At 41.0% G+C, this 21,038-nt stretch carries 22 protein-coding genes; 10 read left to right on the forward strand and 12 right to left on the reverse strand.

All coding sequences use genetic code 11. The annotated features are described in order from the left end of the window. Nucleotides 1-227 precede the first annotated feature (227 nt). Nucleotides 228-3,914: a methionine synthase gene (metH, locus tag F946_RS08155; RefSeq protein ID WP_004981052.1), complete on the forward strand. Its 3,687-nt coding sequence runs from the start codon at nt 228-230 to the stop codon at nt 3,912-3,914. Nucleotides 3,915-4,086: 172 nt separating this feature from the next. Then, on the forward strand, nt 4,087-5,367 hold the full coding sequence (locus F946_RS08160) for a hypothetical protein (protein ID WP_004981055.1): 1,281 nt from the start codon (nt 4,087-4,089) through the stop codon (nt 5,365-5,367). A 110-nt stretch (nt 5,368-5,477) separates the two neighbouring features. On the opposite strand, the gene F946_RS08165 is transcribed toward F946_RS08160, so the two are convergent. Further along, nucleotides 5,478-5,846 (reverse strand): endonuclease domain-containing protein, encoded by a 369-nt coding sequence (locus F946_RS08165; protein WP_004981056.1) that lies wholly within the window; start codon nt 5,844-5,846, stop codon nt 5,478-5,480. An 81-nt stretch (nt 5,847-5,927) separates the two neighbouring features. Between F946_RS08165 and F946_RS08170 the strand changes: the two genes are divergently transcribed. Then, entirely contained in the window at nt 5,928-6,131 is a 204-nt protein-coding gene (locus F946_RS08170) for a hypothetical protein (RefSeq protein ID WP_004981057.1), read from the forward strand. A gap of 12 nt (nt 6,132-6,143) precedes the next feature. On the opposite strand, the gene F946_RS08175 is transcribed toward F946_RS08170, so the two are convergent. Both F946_RS08175 and F946_RS08180 read right to left on the reverse strand, forming a co-directional pair. Beyond that, a complete protein-coding gene (locus tag F946_RS08175) occupies nt 6,144-6,593 on the reverse strand; it encodes a hypothetical protein (protein ID WP_004981060.1) in 450 nt (149 codons plus the stop codon). A 138-nt stretch (nt 6,594-6,731) separates the two neighbouring features. Next, entirely contained in the window at nt 6,732-7,952 is a 1,221-nt protein-coding gene (locus F946_RS08180; protein ID WP_004981067.1) for an MFS transporter, read from the reverse strand. Between the two features lie 104 nt (nt 7,953-8,056). On the opposite strand from F946_RS08180, the gene F946_RS08185 reads away from it, so the two are divergent. Further along, nucleotides 8,057-8,839, forward strand: a complete 783-nt coding sequence (locus tag F946_RS08185) for an AraC family transcriptional regulator (RefSeq protein WP_004981069.1) — start codon at nt 8,057-8,059, stop codon at nt 8,837-8,839. 14 nt (nt 8,840-8,853) lie between these two features. On the opposite strand, the gene def is transcribed toward F946_RS08185, so the two are convergent. Continuing rightward, the gene (gene def, locus F946_RS08190; RefSeq protein WP_004981070.1) at nt 8,854-9,339 is read right to left on the reverse strand and encodes a peptide deformylase; all 486 of its coding nucleotides are present in this window, start codon (nt 9,337-9,339) and stop codon (nt 8,854-8,856) included. Nucleotides 9,340-9,552: 213 nt separating this feature from the next. Here def and F946_RS08195 point away from each other — a divergent pair, with 213 nt between their 5' ends. After that, nucleotides 9,553-10,830: an MFS transporter gene (locus F946_RS08195; RefSeq protein ID WP_004981072.1), complete on the forward strand. Its 1,278-nt coding sequence runs from the start codon at nt 9,553-9,555 to the stop codon at nt 10,828-10,830. A 70-nt stretch (nt 10,831-10,900) separates the two neighbouring features. Here F946_RS08195 and F946_RS08200 read toward each other — a convergent pair whose 3' ends face one another. The 3 genes from F946_RS08200 to pnuC all read right to left on the reverse strand — a co-directional run bounded on the left by F946_RS08200 (nt 10,901) and on the right by pnuC (nt 12,398). After that, the gene (locus F946_RS08200; protein ID WP_004981076.1) at nt 10,901-11,410 is read right to left on the reverse strand and encodes a DUF2505 family protein; all 510 of its coding nucleotides are present in this window, start codon (nt 11,408-11,410) and stop codon (nt 10,901-10,903) included. Nucleotides 11,411-11,544: 134 nt separating this feature from the next. Then, complete coding sequence (locus F946_RS08205; protein WP_004981078.1) at nt 11,545-11,814, reverse strand: hypothetical protein; 270 nt, start codon at nt 11,812-11,814, stop codon at nt 11,545-11,547. Between the two features lie 8 nt (nt 11,815-11,822). Next, nucleotides 11,823-12,398 carry a nicotinamide riboside transporter PnuC gene (gene pnuC / locus F946_RS08210; protein ID WP_004981080.1) on the reverse strand — a complete coding sequence of 192 codons (576 nt, stop codon included), beginning with the start codon at nt 12,396-12,398 and terminating at the stop codon, nt 11,823-11,825. 199 nt (nt 12,399-12,597) lie between these two features. Between pnuC and F946_RS08215 the strand changes: the two genes are divergently transcribed. The 3 genes from F946_RS08215 to F946_RS08225 are packed head-to-tail and all read left to right on the forward strand — an operon-like array spanning nt 12,598 to nt 14,947. Next, nucleotides 12,598-13,395 (forward strand): crotonase/enoyl-CoA hydratase family protein, encoded by a 798-nt coding sequence (locus tag F946_RS08215; RefSeq protein ID WP_004981082.1) that lies wholly within the window; start codon nt 12,598-12,600, stop codon nt 13,393-13,395. 52 nt (nt 13,396-13,447) lie between these two features. Beyond that, entirely contained in the window at nt 13,448-14,356 is a 909-nt protein-coding gene (locus F946_RS08220) for an alpha/beta hydrolase family protein (protein ID WP_004981083.1), read from the forward strand. 6 nt (nt 14,357-14,362) lie between these two features. Beyond that, the gene (locus tag F946_RS08225; RefSeq protein ID WP_004981086.1) at nt 14,363-14,947 is read left to right on the forward strand and encodes a TetR/AcrR family transcriptional regulator; all 585 of its coding nucleotides are present in this window, start codon (nt 14,363-14,365) and stop codon (nt 14,945-14,947) included. A gap of 9 nt (nt 14,948-14,956) precedes the next feature. On the opposite strand, the gene F946_RS08230 is transcribed toward F946_RS08225, so the two are convergent. Further along, on the reverse strand, nt 14,957-15,433 hold the full coding sequence (locus tag F946_RS08230) for a hypothetical protein (RefSeq protein WP_035326629.1): 477 nt from the start codon (nt 15,431-15,433) through the stop codon (nt 14,957-14,959). 337 nt (nt 15,434-15,770) lie between these two features. On the opposite strand from F946_RS08230, the gene F946_RS08235 reads away from it, so the two are divergent. Beyond that, nucleotides 15,771-16,217 carry a GNAT family N-acetyltransferase gene (locus tag F946_RS08235; RefSeq protein WP_004981089.1) on the forward strand — a complete coding sequence of 149 codons (447 nt, stop codon included), beginning with the start codon at nt 15,771-15,773 and terminating at the stop codon, nt 16,215-16,217. A gap of 32 nt (nt 16,218-16,249) precedes the next feature. Here F946_RS08235 and F946_RS08240 read toward each other — a convergent pair whose 3' ends face one another. The 4 genes from F946_RS08240 to F946_RS08255 form a co-directional block, all read right to left on the reverse strand. Continuing rightward, a complete protein-coding gene (locus tag F946_RS08240; RefSeq protein ID WP_035326631.1) occupies nt 16,250-18,097 on the reverse strand; it encodes a sensor domain-containing diguanylate cyclase in 1,848 nt (615 codons plus the stop codon). A 158-nt stretch (nt 18,098-18,255) separates the two neighbouring features. After that, entirely contained in the window at nt 18,256-18,594 is a 339-nt protein-coding gene (locus tag F946_RS08245; RefSeq protein ID WP_004981094.1) for an FKBP-type peptidyl-prolyl cis-trans isomerase, read from the reverse strand. Between the two features lie 49 nt (nt 18,595-18,643). Further along, entirely contained in the window at nt 18,644-19,174 is a 531-nt protein-coding gene (locus F946_RS08250) for a YaeQ family protein (protein WP_004981095.1), read from the reverse strand. 68 nt (nt 19,175-19,242) lie between these two features. Further along, a complete protein-coding gene (locus F946_RS08255; RefSeq protein WP_212749324.1) occupies nt 19,243-20,247 on the reverse strand; it encodes a CobW family GTP-binding protein in 1,005 nt (334 codons plus the stop codon). A gap of 475 nt (nt 20,248-20,722) precedes the next feature. On the opposite strand from F946_RS08255, the gene F946_RS08260 reads away from it, so the two are divergent. Beyond that, entirely contained in the window at nt 20,723-20,926 is a 204-nt protein-coding gene (locus F946_RS08260; protein WP_004981099.1) for a hypothetical protein, read from the forward strand. The last annotated feature ends 112 nt before the right edge of the window (nt 20,927-21,038 follow it).

Genomic DNA, 21,038 nt, shown 5'->3' on the forward strand with positions numbered 1-21,038 from the left:
TACATTTGGCTGTGCTGTCTGTAACAATCTGCTCCAATCAATATTCTTTCATCTCTATTTATTCTGATCTATTAACATAACGGGTCTATATTTCACTTTTGTGAAAACTAAAGCTAAATCAGCCTTTTTTATTTGCCATATAGCCAATACCACTTGAATTAGGCATCAATCAACCTGCTTTTCTGCTAAAATATTGCACGTTTTGAAAACCTGTTTGTGAGTTTTGAATGTCTACACTTACCACCTTAAAAGCACTTCTTGCCGAGCGCATCCTTATTATCGATGGTGCGATGGGTACCATGATTCAGCGTCACAAGCTCGAAGAAGAAGATTATCGTGGTGAACGCTTTGTAGATTGGGCTTCTGACCTCAAAGGTAACAATGACCTGTTGGTATTGACTCAACCGCAAATTATTCAAGGCATTCATGAAGCGTACCTCGATGCAGGTGCTGACATTATTGAAACCAACAGCTTCAATGGCACACGTGTTTCAATGTCAGACTATCACATGGAAGACCTCGTTCCAGAGATCAACCGTGAAGCTGCACGTCTAGCACGTGCGGCATGTGACAAATATTCAACCCCAGATAAACCACGTTTTGTGGCAGGTGTATTGGGTCCAACATCGCGTACTTGTTCAATTTCACCCAATGTCAACGACCCTGCTTTTCGTAATATTACCTTTGATGAACTGAAAGAAAACTATATCGAAGCAACGCATGCCTTAATCGAGGGCGGTGCAGACATCCTCTTGATTGAAACCGTATTCGATACCTTAAACTGTAAAGCTGCGATCTTTGCGGTAAAAGAAGTATTTAAGCAACTTGGTCGTGAACTTCCCCTCATGATCTCGGGCACCATTACCGATGCATCCGGTCGTACTCTTACAGGTCAAACCGCAGAAGCGTTCTGGAACTCGGTGCGTCATGGTGACTTACTCTCAATTGGTTTTAACTGTGCCTTGGGTGCAGATGCCATGCGTCCACACGTTAAAACCATTGCTGATGTTGCAGATACCTTTGTTTCTGCCCATCCAAACGCAGGTTTACCAAATGCTTTTGGTGAATATGATGAAACCCCAGAGCAAACCGCAGCGTTCATCAAAGAGTTTGCTGAAAGTGGTTTGATCAATATTACAGGCGGTTGCTGTGGTACGACACCTGATCATATTCGTGCCATTTATAATGCTGTTAAAGACATTCAACCACGTCAGATTCCAGAAACCAGACCTGCATGTCGTTTAAGTGGTTTAGAACCCTTTAATATTTATGATGATTCATTATTCGTTAACGTCGGTGAACGGACCAACGTTACAGGTTCAAAAAAGTTCCTACGCTTAATCCGTGAAGAAAAATTTGCTGAAGCCCTAGAGGTTGCACAGCAACAAGTCGTTGCAGGCGCACAAATTATTGACATCAACATGGATGAAGGGATGCTCGATTCGCAAAATGCGATGGTGCATTTCCTCAATCTCGTTGCATCTGAGCCTGATATTTCTCGTGTACCGATCATGATTGACTCATCAAAATGGGAAATCATTGAAGCAGGCTTAAAATGCGTCCAAGGTAAACCTGTCGTGAACTCGATTTCCTTAAAAGAAGGTTATGACGAGTTTGTCGAAAAAGCACGCTTATGCCGTCAGTACGGTGCTGCGGTTATTGTCATGGCCTTTGATGAAACAGGTCAGGCAGATACCGCAGAACGCAAGCGTGAAATCTGTAAGCGTTCTTATGATGTTTTAGTCAATGATGTTGGCTTCCCTGCGGAAGATATTATTTTTGACCCGAACGTATTTGCCGTGGCAACAGGGATCGAAGAACATAATAACTATGGTGTGGATTTTATTGAAGCCACAGGTTGGATCAAACAAAACCTACCACATGCCATGATTTCAGGTGGTGTCTCCAACGTATCGTTCTCATTCCGTGGTAATGAGCCTGTACGTGAAGCGATTCACTCTGTGTTCCTTTACTATGCCATTAAACAAGGCATGACTATGGGTATCGTGAACGCGGGTCAAATGGCGATTTACGACGATATTCCAAAAGAACTCAAAGATGCGGTTGAAGATGTTGTACTTAATCAAAACCAAGGTGAATCTGGCCAAAATGCCACAGAGAAATTGCTTGAAGTGGCGGAAAAATTCCGTGGTCATAGTGGCGCGCAGCGTGAAGCTGAAAATCTTGAATGGCGCAATGAGTCTGTAGAAAAACGTCTCGAATATGCGTTAGTTAAAGGTATCACCACTTATATTGATGAAGATACCGAAGAAGCCCGCCTCAAAGCCAAACGTCCACTCGATGTGATTGAAGGTGCTTTGATGGATGGCATGAACGTGGTCGGTGACCTGTTCGGCTCAGGTAAAATGTTCCTACCTCAAGTGGTTAAATCTGCGCGTGTGATGAAACAAGCTGTAGCTTGGCTGAACCCGTACATCGAAGCCGAAAAAGGCAATGCTCAATCCAAAGGCCGTGTGTTGATGGCAACAGTAAAAGGTGATGTACATGATATTGGTAAAAATATCGTCGGTGTAGTCCTTGGTTGTAATGGTTACGACATTGTTGACCTAGGCGTCATGGTTCCTGCGGAAAAAATCCTGCAAACCGCGATTGATGAAAAATGTGACATCATCGGTTTATCAGGTTTGATCACGCCATCTTTAGATGAAATGGTCTTTGTTGCCAAAGAAATGCAGCGTAAAGGTTTTGACATTCCTTTATTGATTGGTGGTGCAACCACATCGAAAGCGCATACTGCGGTTAAAATTGATCCGCAATATTCAAATGATGCAGTGATTTATGTGGCCGATGCTTCTCGTGCAGTCGGTGTGGCAACCACCCTACTCTCGAAAGAAATGCGCGGTAATTTTATTGCTGAGCATCGTGCTGAATATGCCAAAATTCGTGAACGCTTAGCCAACAAACAGCCGAAAGCAGCAAAACTCAGTTATGCCGAATCGGTTGAAAATGGTTTTAAAGTCGATGCGAACTATGTACCACCGATTCCAAATACGATGGGTACACATGTACTGACCAATTACCCACTTGCAACCTTGGTGGAATATTTTGACTGGACGCCATTCTTTATTTCTTGGAGTTTGGCGGGTAAATTCCCGAAAATCTTAGAAGATGAAGTAGTCGGTGAAGCTGCAACTGATTTATACAATCAAGCGCAAGCCATGCTCAAAGATGTGATCGAGAATCATCGTTTCGATGCCCGTGCGGTGTTTGGTCTATACCCTGCACAACGTACAGGTGCCGATACAGTTAGCGTGTTTGATGAAACAGCTCAGAATGTCACACATACTTTTGAGCACTTGCGTCAGCAGTCTGACAAAGTCACAGGTAAACCAAACTTGTCTTTAGCAGATTACATTCGTAATGACCGTGACCAGCAGGACTATTTAGGTGGATTCACTGTATCGATTTTTGGTGCAGAAGAATTGGCAAATGAGTATAAAGCCAAAGGTGATGATTACTCTGCAATCTTAGTTCAGTCTTTAGCGGATCGTTTTGCCGAGGCATTTGCCGAGCATTTGCATGAGCGTATCCGTAAAGAGTTCTGGGGCTATAAAGCTGATGAACAGCTAGGCAATGAAGAACTGATCAAAGAGAAATATGTCGGTATTCGCCCTGCACCGGGTTACCCAGCTTGCCCAGAGCACTCTGAGAAAGCGGTGTTATTTGACTGGTTAGGTTCGGAAGCGAAGATCGGCACCAAGTTGACTGAACACTTTGCGATGATGCCACCTTCTTCTGTCAGTGGTTTCTATTATTCGCACCCTGAAAGTGAATACTTTAATGTGGGTAAAATTTCTCAAGATCAGCTTGAGGATTATGCGAAGCGTAAAGGTTGGACTTTGGATGAAGCTAAGCGTTGGTTAGCGCCGAATTTAGATGATTCGATTGTTTAGGCTTAAATCTCCCTTGCGAAGCAATGCTTCTCACCTACTTTAAAAAGAGGGGGACTTTCGCGTATCACTTGAATTACGTGATAGCTCCTCCCTTTTTCAAAGGGAGGTTGGGAGGGATTAATTTAGTGATATTTGTATTAATATAATTCGTAAATATCATTAATAAAGACTTATGAAAAATCAGACATTTACTGGAAGTGATCCAACTTGGGCTAATGCATGTGTTGGTGAAAATGGCTCACCCAATTACATCCAATACTCAAAAGGCTACTCCAAAGCGGCAAATTTACTCTTGAATAATGTTTTGAACACTCGTGGTAAAGAAGTTGACTTATACATTTACCCAATTTGCTTCAATATGCGTCACTATATTGAGCTTAGAGTTAAAGGAGCTATTCAAGAAATTACTGAATTAGCAAAAATAAAAGGCAAAAAATTACCAACATTTAATTCAATTGGCTCACATGATATCGGCAATATATGGAGGTATTTCAAAGAAAATTCAAAAATCTTAGATATTCGATTTAAGATAGTGAATGACAAACTAGATGCAACCATTCTGGACATTGCAGAAATAGACCCTACAGGTCAAACATTTAGATACCCCTCTAATAATGAAAATATCAAACACTTAGTTGATCAAAAAATCATAAACTGTGCAATTTTAAAAGTTAAATTTAATGAGCTGGAAAAAAATTTAGATAATCTTATACATTTAACAGACTTATTGATTGATGAATATAAATTAGGAACATTCACTACAAAGTTTTCTAGAACACAAATTTTTAACTTTGCTAAACTACTTCCTTCATATCATGAATGGTCTGAAATTTCCTTCAAAGAAGTAAAAGAAGACCTAAAGTTAAAGTACAATCTATCAAATAATGATTTTTCAAAAATAGTAAATCATATAAAAAATAATTATGAATTAAGCTATAGCATAAATATAAAGAAGGAGATGCAATTTCTTAACAATGAACAAGTTATAGATATTGTTGAATTCTGGATAAATGAAAATCCTGACATATATAAAAAAGATTCTATAAATTTCATCGGATCAAAAGAACTCATTGAACCTATTAGTGAATATTTAAGCTCATATTCAAAATGTGAATATTTTTTTAAGCCCAAAATAACGATTGATTTTGTTTCTGATCTTAAAGCATTATTCTATTTTTCTAGAGATAATTACAAATATTCCGAACTATATATTTTTCTATTTAACAATTACAAGCAAGAACTTAAATACTCAACAGCTCTCTTTGATGAATTTGAACATATTTTTTCCAAGTTAAATTTCCTTGAAAATTTATTAAGAACATTATTTTTTATTAATCAAATAGAGTTAGCTGAAAAAATTATTCAGATTTATGATTTAGAATCTATTTTTGGTTTTATTCCTCAAGCTAGACTTGGAAAAATTTTCAAAAATTTTGAGTTATTAGGCTATTAAATTTACCTTTACTTGTAATCCTCCCCAACCCTCCTTTAAAAAGGAGGGCGTACCTTGAATCAAAAACCACCATCAAATTCACGGAAAGTCCCGCTTTATAAAGGGGGGATTTAGGGGGATTCCAATCTCTGTTTCGCAATCCAATAAATCTGTTCCACCACAGCATCAGTTTCAGTCAAAATCTGCCTATTACTAAACCTCAGCACCACAAGCCCTAATTCACTTAAAGCCTGATCTCGAATTTGATCAGCTAAACGACCATCTTCGGTGTAATGTTGTCCTCCATCGCACTCAATCACCAAATTTGCAGATGGACAATAAAAATCAACAATGTAATTTAAAACCGGTTTTTGCCGATAAAACTGTAATCCTAAAATTTGCTTACGGCGTAATCTTTGCCATAACATTTGTTCTGCATCGGTCATATTGTTGCGTAAATCGCGCGATGGAAGTTTTAAGTATTTGTTATAAGGTTGCATCACGACGCTCTTTTTTTAAATATTCTTTTAAGAATCTTGGCATAATATCTGCCTGAGAATAACAATGCACGAAACATCATCATGAACCCAACTCAACTTTTTCTCGGTGTGATCTTTAGCTCAATTGGCTTAGGCTATTTTCTGTATGGCAAAAAGCAAAAAATGACCATACCTTTAACTGTAGGTCTAGTTTTAATGATTTTCCCTTATTTTATTGAAAGTAACGCATTACTAAGTGGTATCGGCTTACTTTTGTCTATTGTTCCGTATTTTTTACGCTTTTAGTTCCACTAAAAATCAAAACTGTTCTAATTGAATCTCCACCACATTCCAGTGATGCATCATCTCCCGCAGTACAATAAAGTAAATCAAACTAGAAAGACCGTCATCAGCCACCTTAGACACATAATATTCCCTGCGCTCAACAAAGGTATTAAAAGCACTTTCAAGCTGCACACGATCAATTTGCTGCTGATCTGGAAAAAATAATGTTAAAACCTTTTGGAATAATACATCTGAAGTCATGGCAGTTTTGGGTTGGGCATACTTCATCTGAACGGATTCTAACAGCTCTTCAATCACATAAATCATCGACTCAATCGCAAGCTCATCCAGCACGCCATGACGCATACTGTTTGAATGTATAAAGCTTAAGCCTTGGTCCAACTGAATATGCTGTCCATCCATTTCAAATGAAAGTTGGTCTACGCCCAAGGAAAATTTGAGTACAGAATTAAGATCAGTCATCGCATCAATCCTCCAGAGCCAAAGCATGTATACACCCAATGCATTTTTAACTAACGATAATCATCCTGCCGAAATGCAATCGCGCCATCTTAGTTTGATAAGATAGCGCGATTAAAACTGAAGGTCAGCAGTATTCAGTTAGTTTGCTTGAGTCTTCGGTAAAAAGAAGGTCGCCAAACCGAGTAAAGGCAATAACGAACACACACCAAATACCCATTCAATGCCTTTGACGTCAGCTAAATATCCTAAGCCTGCCGCGGCGATGCCACTCACACCAAACATTAAACCAAACATTAATCCTGCAATCATGCCAACTCGTCCTGGAACGGCTTCTTGCGCATAGACCACCATTGCGGCAAAGGCAGAGGACATTACTAAACCTGAGATAATCGAAAGTACGGTCGTCCAAAATAGATTGGCATGCGGCATCATTAACGCAAACGGTGCCATGCCAACAAAAGACACCCAAATCACCGCTTTACGCCCAATTCTGTCTCCAATCGGCCCACCTGCAAATGTACCCAGAGCTACCGCAGCCAAAAAGGCAAATAGATGTAACTGCGCACTTTGCAAACTGAGCTGAAACTTGTGCATTAAATAAAAAGTGAAATAGTTACTGATGCTGGCGATGTAAGTAAATTTGGCAAACATCAACACACAAATAGTCGATAGCGCGATGACGAGTTGACGTCCATGTAGTTTACTTTGGACTTGTTGCGCCCGTGCCGCTAACTGTTTCTTACTGTGGCTGATGCTCCAACGACTAACACCAAACAGCACCCAAATCGCAAGTAAGGCAAATACAATCAACCATGCCACTGCATGCTGTCCAAACGGCACAATGATCAGCGCGGCCAATAAAGGCCCAATGGCTGTACCTGTATTGCCACCGACCTGAAAGGTCGATTGGGCTGTGCCGAAGCGCCCGCCCGAAGCCATTCGCGCCACGCGGGAGGCTTCAGGGTGAAAGGTCGAAGAACCCACGCCAATCAATGCTGAAGCCATGAGCAGTACAATAAAATTTGGTGAAAATGCCAACAGTAAAATGCCGCTAAAAGTCACCACCATGCCGAGTGGCAGCAGATAAGGTTTCGGATGTTTGTCGGTATACAGTCCAATCCAAGGTTGCAGTAGCGATGCCGTAATTTGATAGACCAATGAAATTAATCCGACTTGCGCAAAGCTTAGGGAAAAATTGGTTTTCAGCATTGGATAAATGGCTGGCAAAACTGCTTGAATCAAGTCGTTGAGCAGATGCGCAACCGCCACCGCTCCCACCACTTTTATAATCATACCTTGCGGTTGCTCATTGATTGTAGCTTGACCCATACCCTCTTTCATTTGAATTGAAGACGACATCCCTCGCAAACTCCATGTATTTTTCATCAGGCATTGATTGTAAAATGTCATTCATAAGACTATCTTCCAATAATCATTGTATAACTGACAATTTTAAACTGCACATGCCAAATTCTCTGATTCAAACCGAAATGTCCGAATTGGTGATTGGGCTTTCTTCTGAGCATACCTATCGAGAGATTACCCCTGCGCATACCCATTCGCGGGCGCAGTTTCTATATGCTTCGACAGGGATGATTCAAGTGTTCACCCCGAATCATGTCTGGATCGTGCCGCCAATGTGCGCGCTATGGATTCCGGCACATGTTGAACACAGTGTGATTTCATTAAGTCGGGTGAAACTCAATACCGCATTGGTTCAGGCAGATGCAGCTGCACTGCTAGGGCAACATTGTTTTATTATTCGGGTTAGCAAGTTATTGCATGAACTCTTGATTCGACTCAATGCGATTGAACACATTCCACCTTCCGAGCTGATCAGCTCTGATGAACTGTCACGATCTCTACAGATTTTAATTTTTGATGAAATTCATAAAGCCAATCTGTTGCCGATTCAAATTCCATGGCCGCAAGATCGACGCTTAATGAATATTTGCCAAGCGCTATTAAGTACGCCCGATCAGTTAAAAGATTTAAGCACATGGGCTGATGAAATTGGCACCAGCTCCAGAACCTTGATGCGCATGTTTCAAAAGGAAACAGGGCTGTCTTATCGTGCATGGGTTCAGCAAATGCATATTGCCCATGCCTTAAGTAAAATTGCCAGTGGCGAGTCCGTTGCGCAGATTGCAAGATCTCTTGGCTATAGCAATCCGAGTGCATTTAGTACCATGTTTAAACGTCATTTGGGACAGACCCCACAACAGTTTAAATATAAAGATGAATAAAATGACACTCGCGACTAAACACTCAGGCGATCGACAAATAAAATACCGTTTAAATGGTCGATTTCATGCTGCACAATGCGCGCAGGAAAACCTTCAAAAGTGCTTTCCATCACCTCACCAGTCAAAGTGTGATACAGCACCTTAATACTTTGCGCACGCTGTACCTGACCGCGTTCATTCGGCACACTTAAACAGCCTTCTTCACCTAAGGTCGTTGCTTGCGAAAACTCTAAAATTTCAGGATTGACCATCACCACGGCGTCCATTTTAGGTGCATCGGGATAGCGTAAATTTGGCCGTGAAGCCACAATAATGACCCGCTTTGAAATATAGACTTGTGGTGCGGCAATGCCCACACCGCTCCGCTCCAACATGGTCGCAATCATGGCAGAAGCCAACTGCATGAGCCAGTCGCTATTAAATTCTGCATCTGCGACGCGAGCAGCTTTGAGTCTTAAAATATCTTCACCACGTTGTGCAACAGGTAAAATGACACTCATACACAAATCCTCATTTTTATACCTATTTATTCTTTTTATATCATAAGCTTTTTATCTCGCCTGCGTTATATATTTACGTTGACCGTCAAATCAACGATGTTGGTTCATGTATAATTTTTAGTTCAAACACCGTAAAGAAAGATTGATTATTCATCCAAAAAAGACTTCTTTAAAATCAAATATAAACCTTTATTCAGCTTTGGAAGTATACGCATGGATGCAACACCACGTTTGACCAGAGAAGACAAACGTACCCTTGGGCTGTCATCACTCGGTGGTGCACTTGAGTTCTATGACTTTGTTATTTATGTTTTTTACGCCAAAATTATTTCAGAGTTGTTCTTTCCCGCAGGGCTCAGCCCATTTTGGGCCATGCTAAATACTTACGGTATTTTTGCCGCAGGTTACTTCTTCCGTCCACTTGGCGGTGTGGTCATGGCGCACTTTGGTGACCTCATTGGTCGTAAGCGACTCTTTAGTTTGTCTATTTTGCTCATGGCTTTACCCACCCTCATGATCGGGGTTATGCCAACTTTTGAAACGATTGGTTATACTGCACCGCTGCTTTTGCTCCTTATGCGGGTTGTACAAGGCATCGCGATTGGTGGAGAAATTCCAGCGGCATGGACATTTGTTTCTGAGCATGTTCCATCTGAAAAAATTGGTTTTGCCAATGGCTTACTTACGGCTGGTTTGTCCCTCGGCATCTTGCTCGGTGCTTTAATGTCACTGTTCATTTCTCTTCAGTTTAGTGAAGCAGCTATACATGATTGGGCATGGCGCATTCCCTTTATTGTGGGTGGTATTTTTGGCTTAGTGGCCTTGTATTTACGTAGTTATTTGAAAGAGACCCCAGTATTCAAAGCCATGCAAGCACGTAAAGAGCTATCCAAAGAAATGCCAGTGAAACAAGTCTTAGCCAGCCATAAAACTGCCGTGGTGATTGGCATGCTCTTGACCTGGTTCTTAACCGCTTGTGTAGTGGTTCTGATTTTAGCCATGCCAAACTTACTGACAGGTGCCTTTGGCTTTGAACGTAGCGATGCTTTTCAAATGCAAAGTGCTGCGATCATCATGCAAATGCTGGGATGCATACTCGCTGGGACCTTAGCCGATCGCTTTGGTGCAGCCAAGGTCTTGATTTTTGGCCCGCTCGGTGTCGCCGCTATCGCAACCATTTTCTATCACAGTTTAGGTGCGGTCAGTCCAACTACGGTGTTTACACTGTATATGCTTTTGGGGTTCTTTTCCGGCACAGTTGGGCTTGTGTCCTATAGCATGGTCAAAATGTTCCCTGCTCCGATCCGCTTTTCGGGCATTTCGTTTTCCTACAATGTCGCCTATGCTATTGCAGGAGGCATCACACTGCCTCTGGTTCAATGGCTCAGTCTCTATAGCAACATTGGCGCGATGTATTATATTTGGCTGGTCTGTTTGGTTTGCTTCTTCACAGCTTTGGTTTATCGAACTCGGTTCGAGACGAAGCACTAAAATGATAAAACCCTTCAATCGAAGGGTTTCTTTTTATGCAAGCTACTTTGAAAACATAAGGTCAAAACCTTTAGCTTAAAGTTTCTGCATGCAAATTTTGACGCAGTTCATCTTCCACAATATCAAGCTCGATTTGGCTAAACTTACGAATTTCGCCTTCAGCATGTTTTTCTAACATACCGCCAATTAATGGCACTTTCACTTTTACCGTCCATTCCAGTTGAAAGTGAATCTGCTCATCATTACCCGATACACTACGTTGGCACACAGCTTCTAAAGGTAAGTTGGGGTCTAAACGGACTTCTGAGCTGAGCACAACTAAATTGCTGACGTCGGTACGTTGTAAACGAAATGCATCTTTTAGAAATTTCTTCGCAATATCGGGAATATTGACATCCAAATTATACGCGCGCTTGAGGGTATAAATATCGCCGACTTTATTCGACTCCAAAATTTCCAACTTCTCACCGGGAATGCGACGACAAACATTTTCATGTAAGCTGATATCGGCTGCGAGTCGACGGAAGTCATCCAATGAAACACCGTTGATGGTGGCATTGACTACAAACTGATGTGCCATAGTATTAAATCCTTTATTTTTTGTTTTTGTAAACATCCATGCCCTGATCAGGACTGAAAAACTGGATCTCGTCACCCTGTAGAAAGGTCAAATATAGACGATGCTCCAGCACCGACTATACCTTGATCTAGATATCAATGTGCGCCATTCTGTATGACAATATCATCTGCAATATAAATAAAAACCACGCGCTCAAAACAGGCCAAGCGAATATCAAAATGCTCGGCCCCATCATCCAGTCCTGTAACTGCCCAACTTGCAGTGCTGGGTAAATCACCCAGCCAAGTGGCCTGATAAAAATCAGCAACCGAAGCAAAGTCCAAATATTGCTGTGGACTTCCTTTTAACCGTTCAATGACCGACTCAAATTGAGCCAATTGTATTTGTTTAAAATCAATCAACACTACTCAGCCTATACACTTTTTAGCTGTTGTTTATGACGTACCTGAGTCCATTGCCACCAGCCAAAAGCTGCCAAGCCAACAAAGCCTGCATATAAAGCCGCGGTTAGGAACAAATCTTTATAGATAAACATACCGACATAAACAATATCGACAAATACCCACAGCACCCATGTCGCAATATGTTTACGACTGGTCCAATAGGTCGCCAACAGACTAAACGCTGCGAGCTGCGCATCCAATAGCGGTACAGCTGCATCGGTAAAATACTTTAAGCTCAAACCAAATACTGCACCAACCGCAGCGGCAAGTAGCATTTGCAAAATCACTTGCCGAGCTGTAATCGGTTCAATCCGAATCTCATGATCTTGTTGTTTACCTTTGAGCCAGTGATAAAAACCGTAAAAGTTCACCACTACAAAGAAAAACTGCAAAATGGTTTCGCCATACAACTTATAGGTATAAAACAAATAGCCATATAACAAGAAAGCAGCGAAGTTAAACCACCAACACCACATATTGCGCTTAATGGTCAACGTCACCCCAATTAAGCTAATGATGACTGCAAATATTTCAAGGCTAGACATGGTTCAACTGGTATTCAAAGAAGTGTTGCTATTATGAAAAAAAACTCAATAAAGGCAAGACAATTCCACTCAATCTAAACGTCGATCTTTTTTCGGGGAATCGGATCAAACTGTCGAGTCACAGAATGGATACGTATAAGTTTTGACAGTTTTCTAACAATCGTTTAAAAACTTATAAAACGATGCAGGAATAATCAAAATGTCAGAACAACAAGGTCGTGTCAGTCGCGAAGTTCGCGGTTCGTTACTTTTAATTGGTTTAGATCGCGCAGCCAAGCGCAATGCTTTCGATAGTCATATGATTCATGACTTATCACTGGCCCTTACCGAATATGAGGATGATCCTTCACTGCGCTGTGCTGTAATTTTTGCGCACGGAGAACACTTTACTGCTGGGCTTGATTTGGTTGAGTTGCAACCCAAACTCACTGCAGGCGTTTTCGACTTTCCCGTGTCACAAATTAACCCTTGGGGCACCAGCTCCAGACCCCGCACCAAACCCGTGGTTGTGGCAGTCCAAGGCTTTTGCTTCACCGCTGGAATTGAACTGATGCTCAATGCCGATGTGGTGATTGCGGATGCCAATACACAATTTGCCCAAATGGAAGTGCAACGCGGCATTTTACCTTTTGGCGGTGCAACGGTTCGCTTTGTACAAGCCGCAGGTTGGAACAAAGCCATGCGCTATCTACTCACAGGTGACAGCTTCAATGCACAAGTAGCTCTCGATCTCAATTTAATTACCGAAGTCGTAGAAGCATCCACGTCAAACGCTGCATTAGAGCGAGCATTGGCCCTTGCAGAATCAATTGCACAAGTTGCACCACTCGCCGTTCAAGCTACGCTGGCTTCTGCGCAACAAGCCGTACAGCACGGTGCAGACTATGCCTTTGCACATTTACAAGAGCACCTCAGCCCGCTACTCAAAACCCAAGATGTCCAAGAAGGTGTCATGGCAATGCTACAACGCCGCCCTGCTCAGTTTAAAGGACAGTAAAGCTCAAAAGTCTGGAACCGACTTTAGTATTTAACAAAAAGAAGAAACGATGATGCAAGCCACAGCCCATTTAGATTCGCCCCAAATTCAAAAACAAACTGTAAAATTTTCAGCAACCGATGGTTATGTACTCGTTGGTACACGTTATCGCTCATCTGAGCCGATCAAAGCCAACATCATTGTTGCCAGTGCAACAGGTGTACCACAGCAGTTCTATCGTCGCTTTGCCGAGTATGCAGTAGCGCTAGGTTATCAAGTCCTAACTTTTGATTATCGTGGTGTGGGACTTTCTGCACCGAAGCAACTCAAAGGTTTTAACATGTCCTATTTAGACTGGGGCCAGCTAGACTTGTCGGCTGCCATTGACTCTATCCGCAAAGATGGCAAACCTATTTTTGTGGTTGGACACTCTTATGGAGGCCAAGCACTCGGTTTAACCCACAACCATGACCAAGTCACTGCGATGTATTGCTTTGGCACGGGTGCGGGCTGGCATGGCTATATGCCGTTTCGGGAGAAAATGAAAGTGCATATCATGTGGAATATTATTTTCCCCCCGATGGTTGCACTAAAGGGCTATCTGCCTTGGAGCCTGCTTAAAATGGGTACCGATTTACCCGTGGATGTCTACACACAGTGGCGAAAATGGTGTAAAAATCCGACCTACTTTTTTGCAGATCCCGAGCAACAACACTTACTGGAACAATATGCACAGGTCAAAACTCCAATCTATGCTGTTTCAGCACTGGATGATGACTGGGCTTTACCCAACTCAAGGCATGCATTTATGCAGCATTATCGACATGCGAACATGCATTATCTCAATATTGAAGCCAATGACTATGACTTGAAAGAAATTGGACACATGGGATATTTCCGCCAAGGGGCCGAAGCCATCTGGGAAGATATGCTGAACACTTTCGATGGCTATTTATCCTCACCAACCACTACGGAACGTTAAAGCTCTATGCGCCCACAAAAACTGAGTAAAGAACAAATCCAGTTGCATTGCATGCAAACCTTTAAAACCCATGGTTATGCAGGCACCAGTATGGATTTACTAGCAAAGTCTTGTGGGCTCAGTAAAGCAGCATTTTATTATTATTATCCCAATAAAGAAGCTTTGGTTTTAGATATTTTGCAAGTCAGCCAGCAATACTTAAACCATAAATTGTTCAGCATTTTGAATGATACACACTTAGAGTATTTCGTTCGCTTTGAACACTTGCACCAGCAATCTGTCAGCTTTTTTAGTGTTGGTGTTCGAGGCTGCTTAGTCGGGATGCTGTCATTAGAAATCCCGCATTTATCTGAACAAATTCATCTCAAAATTCAGTCTATTTTCCAAGATTGGGAGTTGGCGTTGTTCCACTACTTTCAGCAGGTCATGCCTATTGCTCAAGCTGAGGCACTGGCTAAAATCAGTGTTGCCGATTATGAGGGCGCAATTTTAATGACACGCTTAAAACAGGATGACTTCTATCTAACTCATGTTGCAGAACGAATTCTTAAACAGTTATCCATGGCTGTGATGGAAGCTGCGGAGGCTTAAGCGAGGAGATCAATCACGAGTACGATGGCTTATTTTATGCTCGCGTCCACTGCGGTCGATATGCGTATAAAACATGCCATAACGACTTACATAGTATTCAAGCGACTGATCATAGAAGCTCCAAAAAATAGACCATTCATTTAAATCCATTTTGCGGATTTGCGTCTGGGTTTTCGCAGGCATTTTGACCAACAAGGTACTTTGCATCAGCATTGCATCTTCTTCAGCCGTGAGCAATATCGCTTGATCTAGAAATAGAGTCGCCACGTCATCGAACAACTCTTGTTCATAAGTATCAACTTCAATAACACGCTCAACCTGAGGTGCTCTATTGGTATGCGTTGTCATTTGAGAAGATGCTGCTTCCGATTCAACCACTTTTTTTTGTCGCTTCAGAAAACGTTGCTTTTTTTGAATTTTGACTACAATAATAGATGCTGCAACCAAAGCAATGAGTATGCAAATCATCAGTAAAAATGTCGCCATGCTCTGCTCTCGTAACAAATATTCCCTTTTAAAATACAGCATTATCGCTCAAATAAACACCAAATTAATTAAAACAGACTACGTATAAACTCAAATGCTCAATTCGATGACTTGTAATTGGGTGTTGATTCTCAGACCAATTCTGGTGATTCAACACATATTCGCACAAACGTGAAAAGCATCACAATATGTGATTTTTCACTCACAAAATCACTATAAAAAATAATCAACTTCGTGTGATTGAACAACAAAGTTACATCGGTACTAACAGTAATTCAATTTAATAAATACAGTCGCTAGCATGAAATAGCTGTTTCTATAGCTCTAAGAAGAAAAGATGATACGGGCAGCCCAACTTCAGGACATTCCTGAAATTTTAAATGTCGTGCACGACAGTATTCGATCATGTATCAAAGACCACCATCGCCATGAAAGTACGATTCAAATTTGGCTAGAAAATAAGACTCAATCCAACCTGATTATGTGGATGCACTATAACGACAGCTGGGTCTATGTACTCAATCAGCACGTAGTGGGTTTTATTATGGTCAGTGACCAAGGGCGTATTTTACTCAATTATATTTCATCCGCTGAACAACAGCGCGGCATTGGGAAAGCCTTATTAGAAACAGTTATTGAACATCTTAAACGTAAAAAAATTCGTCAAATGAGTTTAGAAAGCACCCAAACGGCATGCTCTTTTTATCAAAAACATGGCTTTCAAATCCACACCCAAGACATTCCAAATCCCAAAATGGTGACCATGGTTAAACTCTTATCCTAAGGGTGATTGACCGAAGTATGACTCAACTAAATTCACTCATTTTCATATGATTCATTGGGCATTTTCATCTGATCACGGCCCGCTTCTTTGGCTTGATAGAGTTTTAAATCGGCTGCTTTCATAAGGTCATGAATATTGGCATAAATCGTTTCACGATCCATCCACGACACCCCCATACTCAAAGTCACATAATCTTTGCCATCTAGGCGGTTATGATGCTCAAAGCGCGCACTACGCACTGCATCTAAGACGGTTTGCATAATCTGACTAATAATCGCAATTGGGACATTATATAAAACAATGGCAAACTCTTCCCCACCATAGCGTGCTAAGTAGGCATTATGTGGCAGTACTGCACCAATCACTTTGACCAGATTTTGGAGAACTTCATCGCCCTTTAGGTGCCCATAGAAATCATTATAATTTTTGAAATAATCGACATCCATCATGGCAAAAACCAAAGTTGCATGACTATTTTGTTGTGTTTCAATAAAGCGCTGCTGAATTTCTTGATTCAATGCACGCCGATTATAGGCGCCTGTTAAGGCATCAATTTGAATTTGATATTCGAGTTTTTCATTTAAGTCATGTAATTGAGAGGTGCGCTGTTGCACTTTTTGCTCTAAAGAATCATTCAATTCAATTAAATTATTATTTAAACGTTCGGTATGGTAAGTCTGATAAGCATAGTTACGTGATTGTCGGAACATCACCAAAAGTGCATACAGACTGGTAGAGATAAAAGATAGATGAATAGAATCAATCACATGTAGCGTTAGTAAAAAGTCATGAATGACCGATATACACAGCAATACCACGGCGTATAAATTGATTTTCGAATATTTTTGTTTGGTCTTTAAAGTAAGGTAAAAACCATAGGCAAAATTAAGCAAAATAACAATACTGAAAAATGCGCTATAAAAAGCCAGCTGCTCAAAAACAACTTGCTCGGATAACAAGGTAATGACGATATTCAAGGTCAAAACCAAAATGGAAACGGTATAAATCCAACGCTGTAAATAGTACTGATTGAGCAAATACATATAGCTCAAAAAAAACATGACCGCTAAATAGATAAATAAATATTCTAAACGTATGCCCCACAACCAGTTGATATCTAGGAAGGTCGTATAAGCATATGGCGCAGTAAAAAGATTATGTAAGGCAAGAAATAAAATAAAAATACCAAAAACAAAAATACTTTTACTATTCCGTTCATCTGAACCACGGAACATCGAGAACATGGTGGTGAACATTCCTACACCAAACACCACGCCACAGATCATGGCGATACTCATCATCAGTTGCTGATAATGTCGATTAATCGTTTTAGCAATGCCAATATGCATGGGGCTTTCAAGGCCGCCGCGTAAATTGTTAAAGTTTGAGGCTTGTATACTTAAAGTAAAATAGGGGCTGTCAGGGACAAAATAAGCAATCCGCGGTGCATTTTCTGTTTGCTGTGCTCCCGCATTATCCGCGACATCCCCTAAACGAACTAAAAAATCGCCATTGAGATAAACCCGATAAGCACAATTTTGATTGGGGATATGAATGGCTAGCCTTCGGCCAATAAATTCATCCGGAATTTTGAAATGACCGACAAAAGTCCCATAACCCGTATTACTACCTGTAAGTTCTTGAAATGAAATTGGCAATTCGGTAGTTTTAGAAGGGAGTTTACGATTAGGCTGAGAAATCAGCTCTTGGTCATAATAAGACCATGTACCTTTTAAATAACTGGTGGTTTGTTCGGTGAATTGAATGTCATTGACATTTTTTTGATGCAAATAATACTGCGTGGGCTCAGCTTCATATTGTGCCCACGTCGAAGGTATCAAACTTAAAACCAGCAAACAGCTTAAAACAAACCCAAACAAAGACCGTTTGCTCAATGAGCTATACAAAAGCGACTCTTCCCTTAAATACGCTCTGCCTAATAATTAATCTACAAATGTTTTTCTTAAAAACCAAGTGTTTTTACAAATGAATCAAATACATCCTTGTAATTGACTCTTTTATTTATCAATATTTTTGATTAATCACGTGTTTTTACATCATACAACTCAATTTCAAAAATCAAATTTGAATTGGCAGGAATAATATTGCCCATTTTACGCTCACCATAAGCCAAATGTGATGGCACGATGAGTTTACGTTTACCACCCACTTTCATGCCCATAATCCCTTGGTCCCAACCTTTAATGACACGGCCTGTCCCAATCACAGTTTCAAAGTAGTTCCCGCGGTCTAAAGATGAGTCAAATTTGGTTCCATCTTCTAACCAACCCGTATAATGCGTGGTGATTAAAGCACCTTTAACCGCTTCTTTACCTTCACCGACAACCAAATCAATAATTTCTAATTCTGCGCTCATGTTTTCGCTCCCAACCTGTTCAATCAATAAATCTAGTTAAACTGCATGCTTATTGCAATTGCGTCCACTCAATAATGGCTTGAGCATGGTCACCAATTAAGGTCCACTCACCATCCATCACATTCAACTGAAGTTGCATGGTACGTTCACACAGTGCTTGAACCGCTTCAGTACTTGCAGTCGACAACTGCCAGATTTCTACATTGTTCAATGTCTTCAACTTACTGTTGCGCTTATACCATTCATCGACCGCTGTACCATAAGTGACAATCGCCACTTGCTTACAACGTGCACTGGCTTTTTTCACTTTATCTTCGTCTGGGCTGCCCACTTCAATCCATTTCACCAACTGACCCGTGAGGTCTTTTTCCCACAGCGCAGGTTCATTGGTTTCAAATAAATCTTTGGTAAACTCTAAAGCTTCATCCGCAAAACGTGCAAATGCCAACAAACGCACCATCAAACGCTCAATGGTTTCTGAAGGATGCAATGCCAAAGTCAGTTGATAATCCCCATATTGGTGAACATCCATATTGGCAATATTCAAATCTGCCTTATAAATTGTAGCTTTAAGCGCCATACATACCATCCTCAAATTTGCCGACTAGCATATAAGATTTCGGCTTTATTTGCTTAAAACAATTTAAGTCATTGCTCAATACAGCACGCAAAAAGTGCACTTTCAAACCCTATCCAATCTCTTTCATTTTGAACAATCAACTCAACTCGGTTATCAATTCCTTCTTCGACATCTTGATAGTTAAATTGTTCAGGATTGAAATTAAATGCCTTCCACCCCTGATTGGTATGGAAAAATCCTTTAATCCGTCGCCAATCTTGCTGTTCACAAAGTAAATCTAATAAATCGTAAAAGTCAAAAACCCAACGCTTCGGCATTTTCCAACCTGCAACACTATAACCTTGCGCCGTTTCTACATAGTGATACGGCAACTGTTTAATCTCAGGAAAATCTTGTTGAGTCGCTTTCAACTGTTGCTGAATGTTCAGTAAAGGCTGCTTGAATCGTTTTGTTCCGATGTACTCAAAATCGATTTGCGCAAGCTCAATCTTGCCCTGCTCTGCCATCAGCCACTGCTGAGCATAAGGCTTATATTCGGTTTGCAGTTTTTCAAGAGCATCTTGATCTGCTTTTTGCATATGAGCTTGATGCGAAACCACCACAATCTGCGCCGCTTTTAATTGATCCTGATAGAGATTTTGTGCTGTCCATGCATGATCATGTAAACGCGAACCATCCAGCACCGTGATCGGCGCACGCATCTGTAGGGTCGAGTGCCAAAGTGGCTCGGTCAGTTGCTCTAGTAACTGTGCTGGATGTCCCAAGCCTGTGGGTTCAATAAACAGCCGATCAAGCTTTTGTTCTGAAAGCAAACGAGACAGTGCAATTTGCATCGGTAGTTGGCTGCTACAACATAAACAACCACCGAGTAATTCTTTCACCGCATAGCCTTCCGTTTGTGGCATGAGCTGTTGATCTACGCCAATTTGCCCAAACTCATTCATGAGTACCGCCCAAACTTCATGTTCCGGTTTCTGACCTAACAAATGCATGAGCAAAGTGGTTTTACCTGCACCAAGAAAGCCCGAAATAATATGCGTAGGAACCACCTGCGGCATCGACATCAATTTCAAAATTTTATACCTAGCATGGAATATGATAAAAACAGCACAATAAAATAAGCCTTCATCTTAATTTAAATCACCAATTTTCTCATCTCAAATCCATGGTATCGAACACTCAGCACTCAATCGGCTGACATTTCATTCATTTATACTCCTATTGGACAAACTTCCTTACATTTTACTCAGGACCAAAATTAAGCTTCCGCACTTAATTCGCATGCTTTGTACAGTTTATGTGAATTTTCAAACATCCACATTGATCATTAATTCCTCACTCCCCCTCAATTTATTCACAAAAGACTTCTACTTGTTACTTAACACTCACCATTTTTTCATCATCTGTAGTTTTAGGTAATGTGCACTTTTCACATTGTTGCTTCGATTGAACCGCAGATATTCAGGCGATAGCATGAAGCTCAGTTCAAATTGATGTGATGATCAGTCTGAACTATTTTTATCTATAAAATATAAGGATGCCAAAACCATGAAACTTTCTCACTTAATTATTGCAATATCTTTAACAGCTGCGAGCTTTGCAACTTTTGCTGCACCTCAACAAGCGCCAGCTCAAGAAGACAAAGTTGTGGTATCAACCCAAGAAACAGCTGAAACTACAGACTTAAGTGCAAATGCACCTGCTTCGGAAGCATCTGCAGAGCAACCGAATCAAGAAAAAGCCGCTAAATAATTCAAATGTTGAGAGATCCAGTGGCTTTACTCTCCTGCTGGATCGCAACAACTTTTTAGCGTCACTTGAAACCAAGATATATCCTGTCTTGGTTTCTTTTTATTTATGCGCA

This window comes from Acinetobacter johnsonii ANC 3681, assembly GCF_000368805.1.
GTDB lineage: Bacteria > Pseudomonadota > Gammaproteobacteria > Pseudomonadales > Moraxellaceae > Acinetobacter > Acinetobacter johnsonii.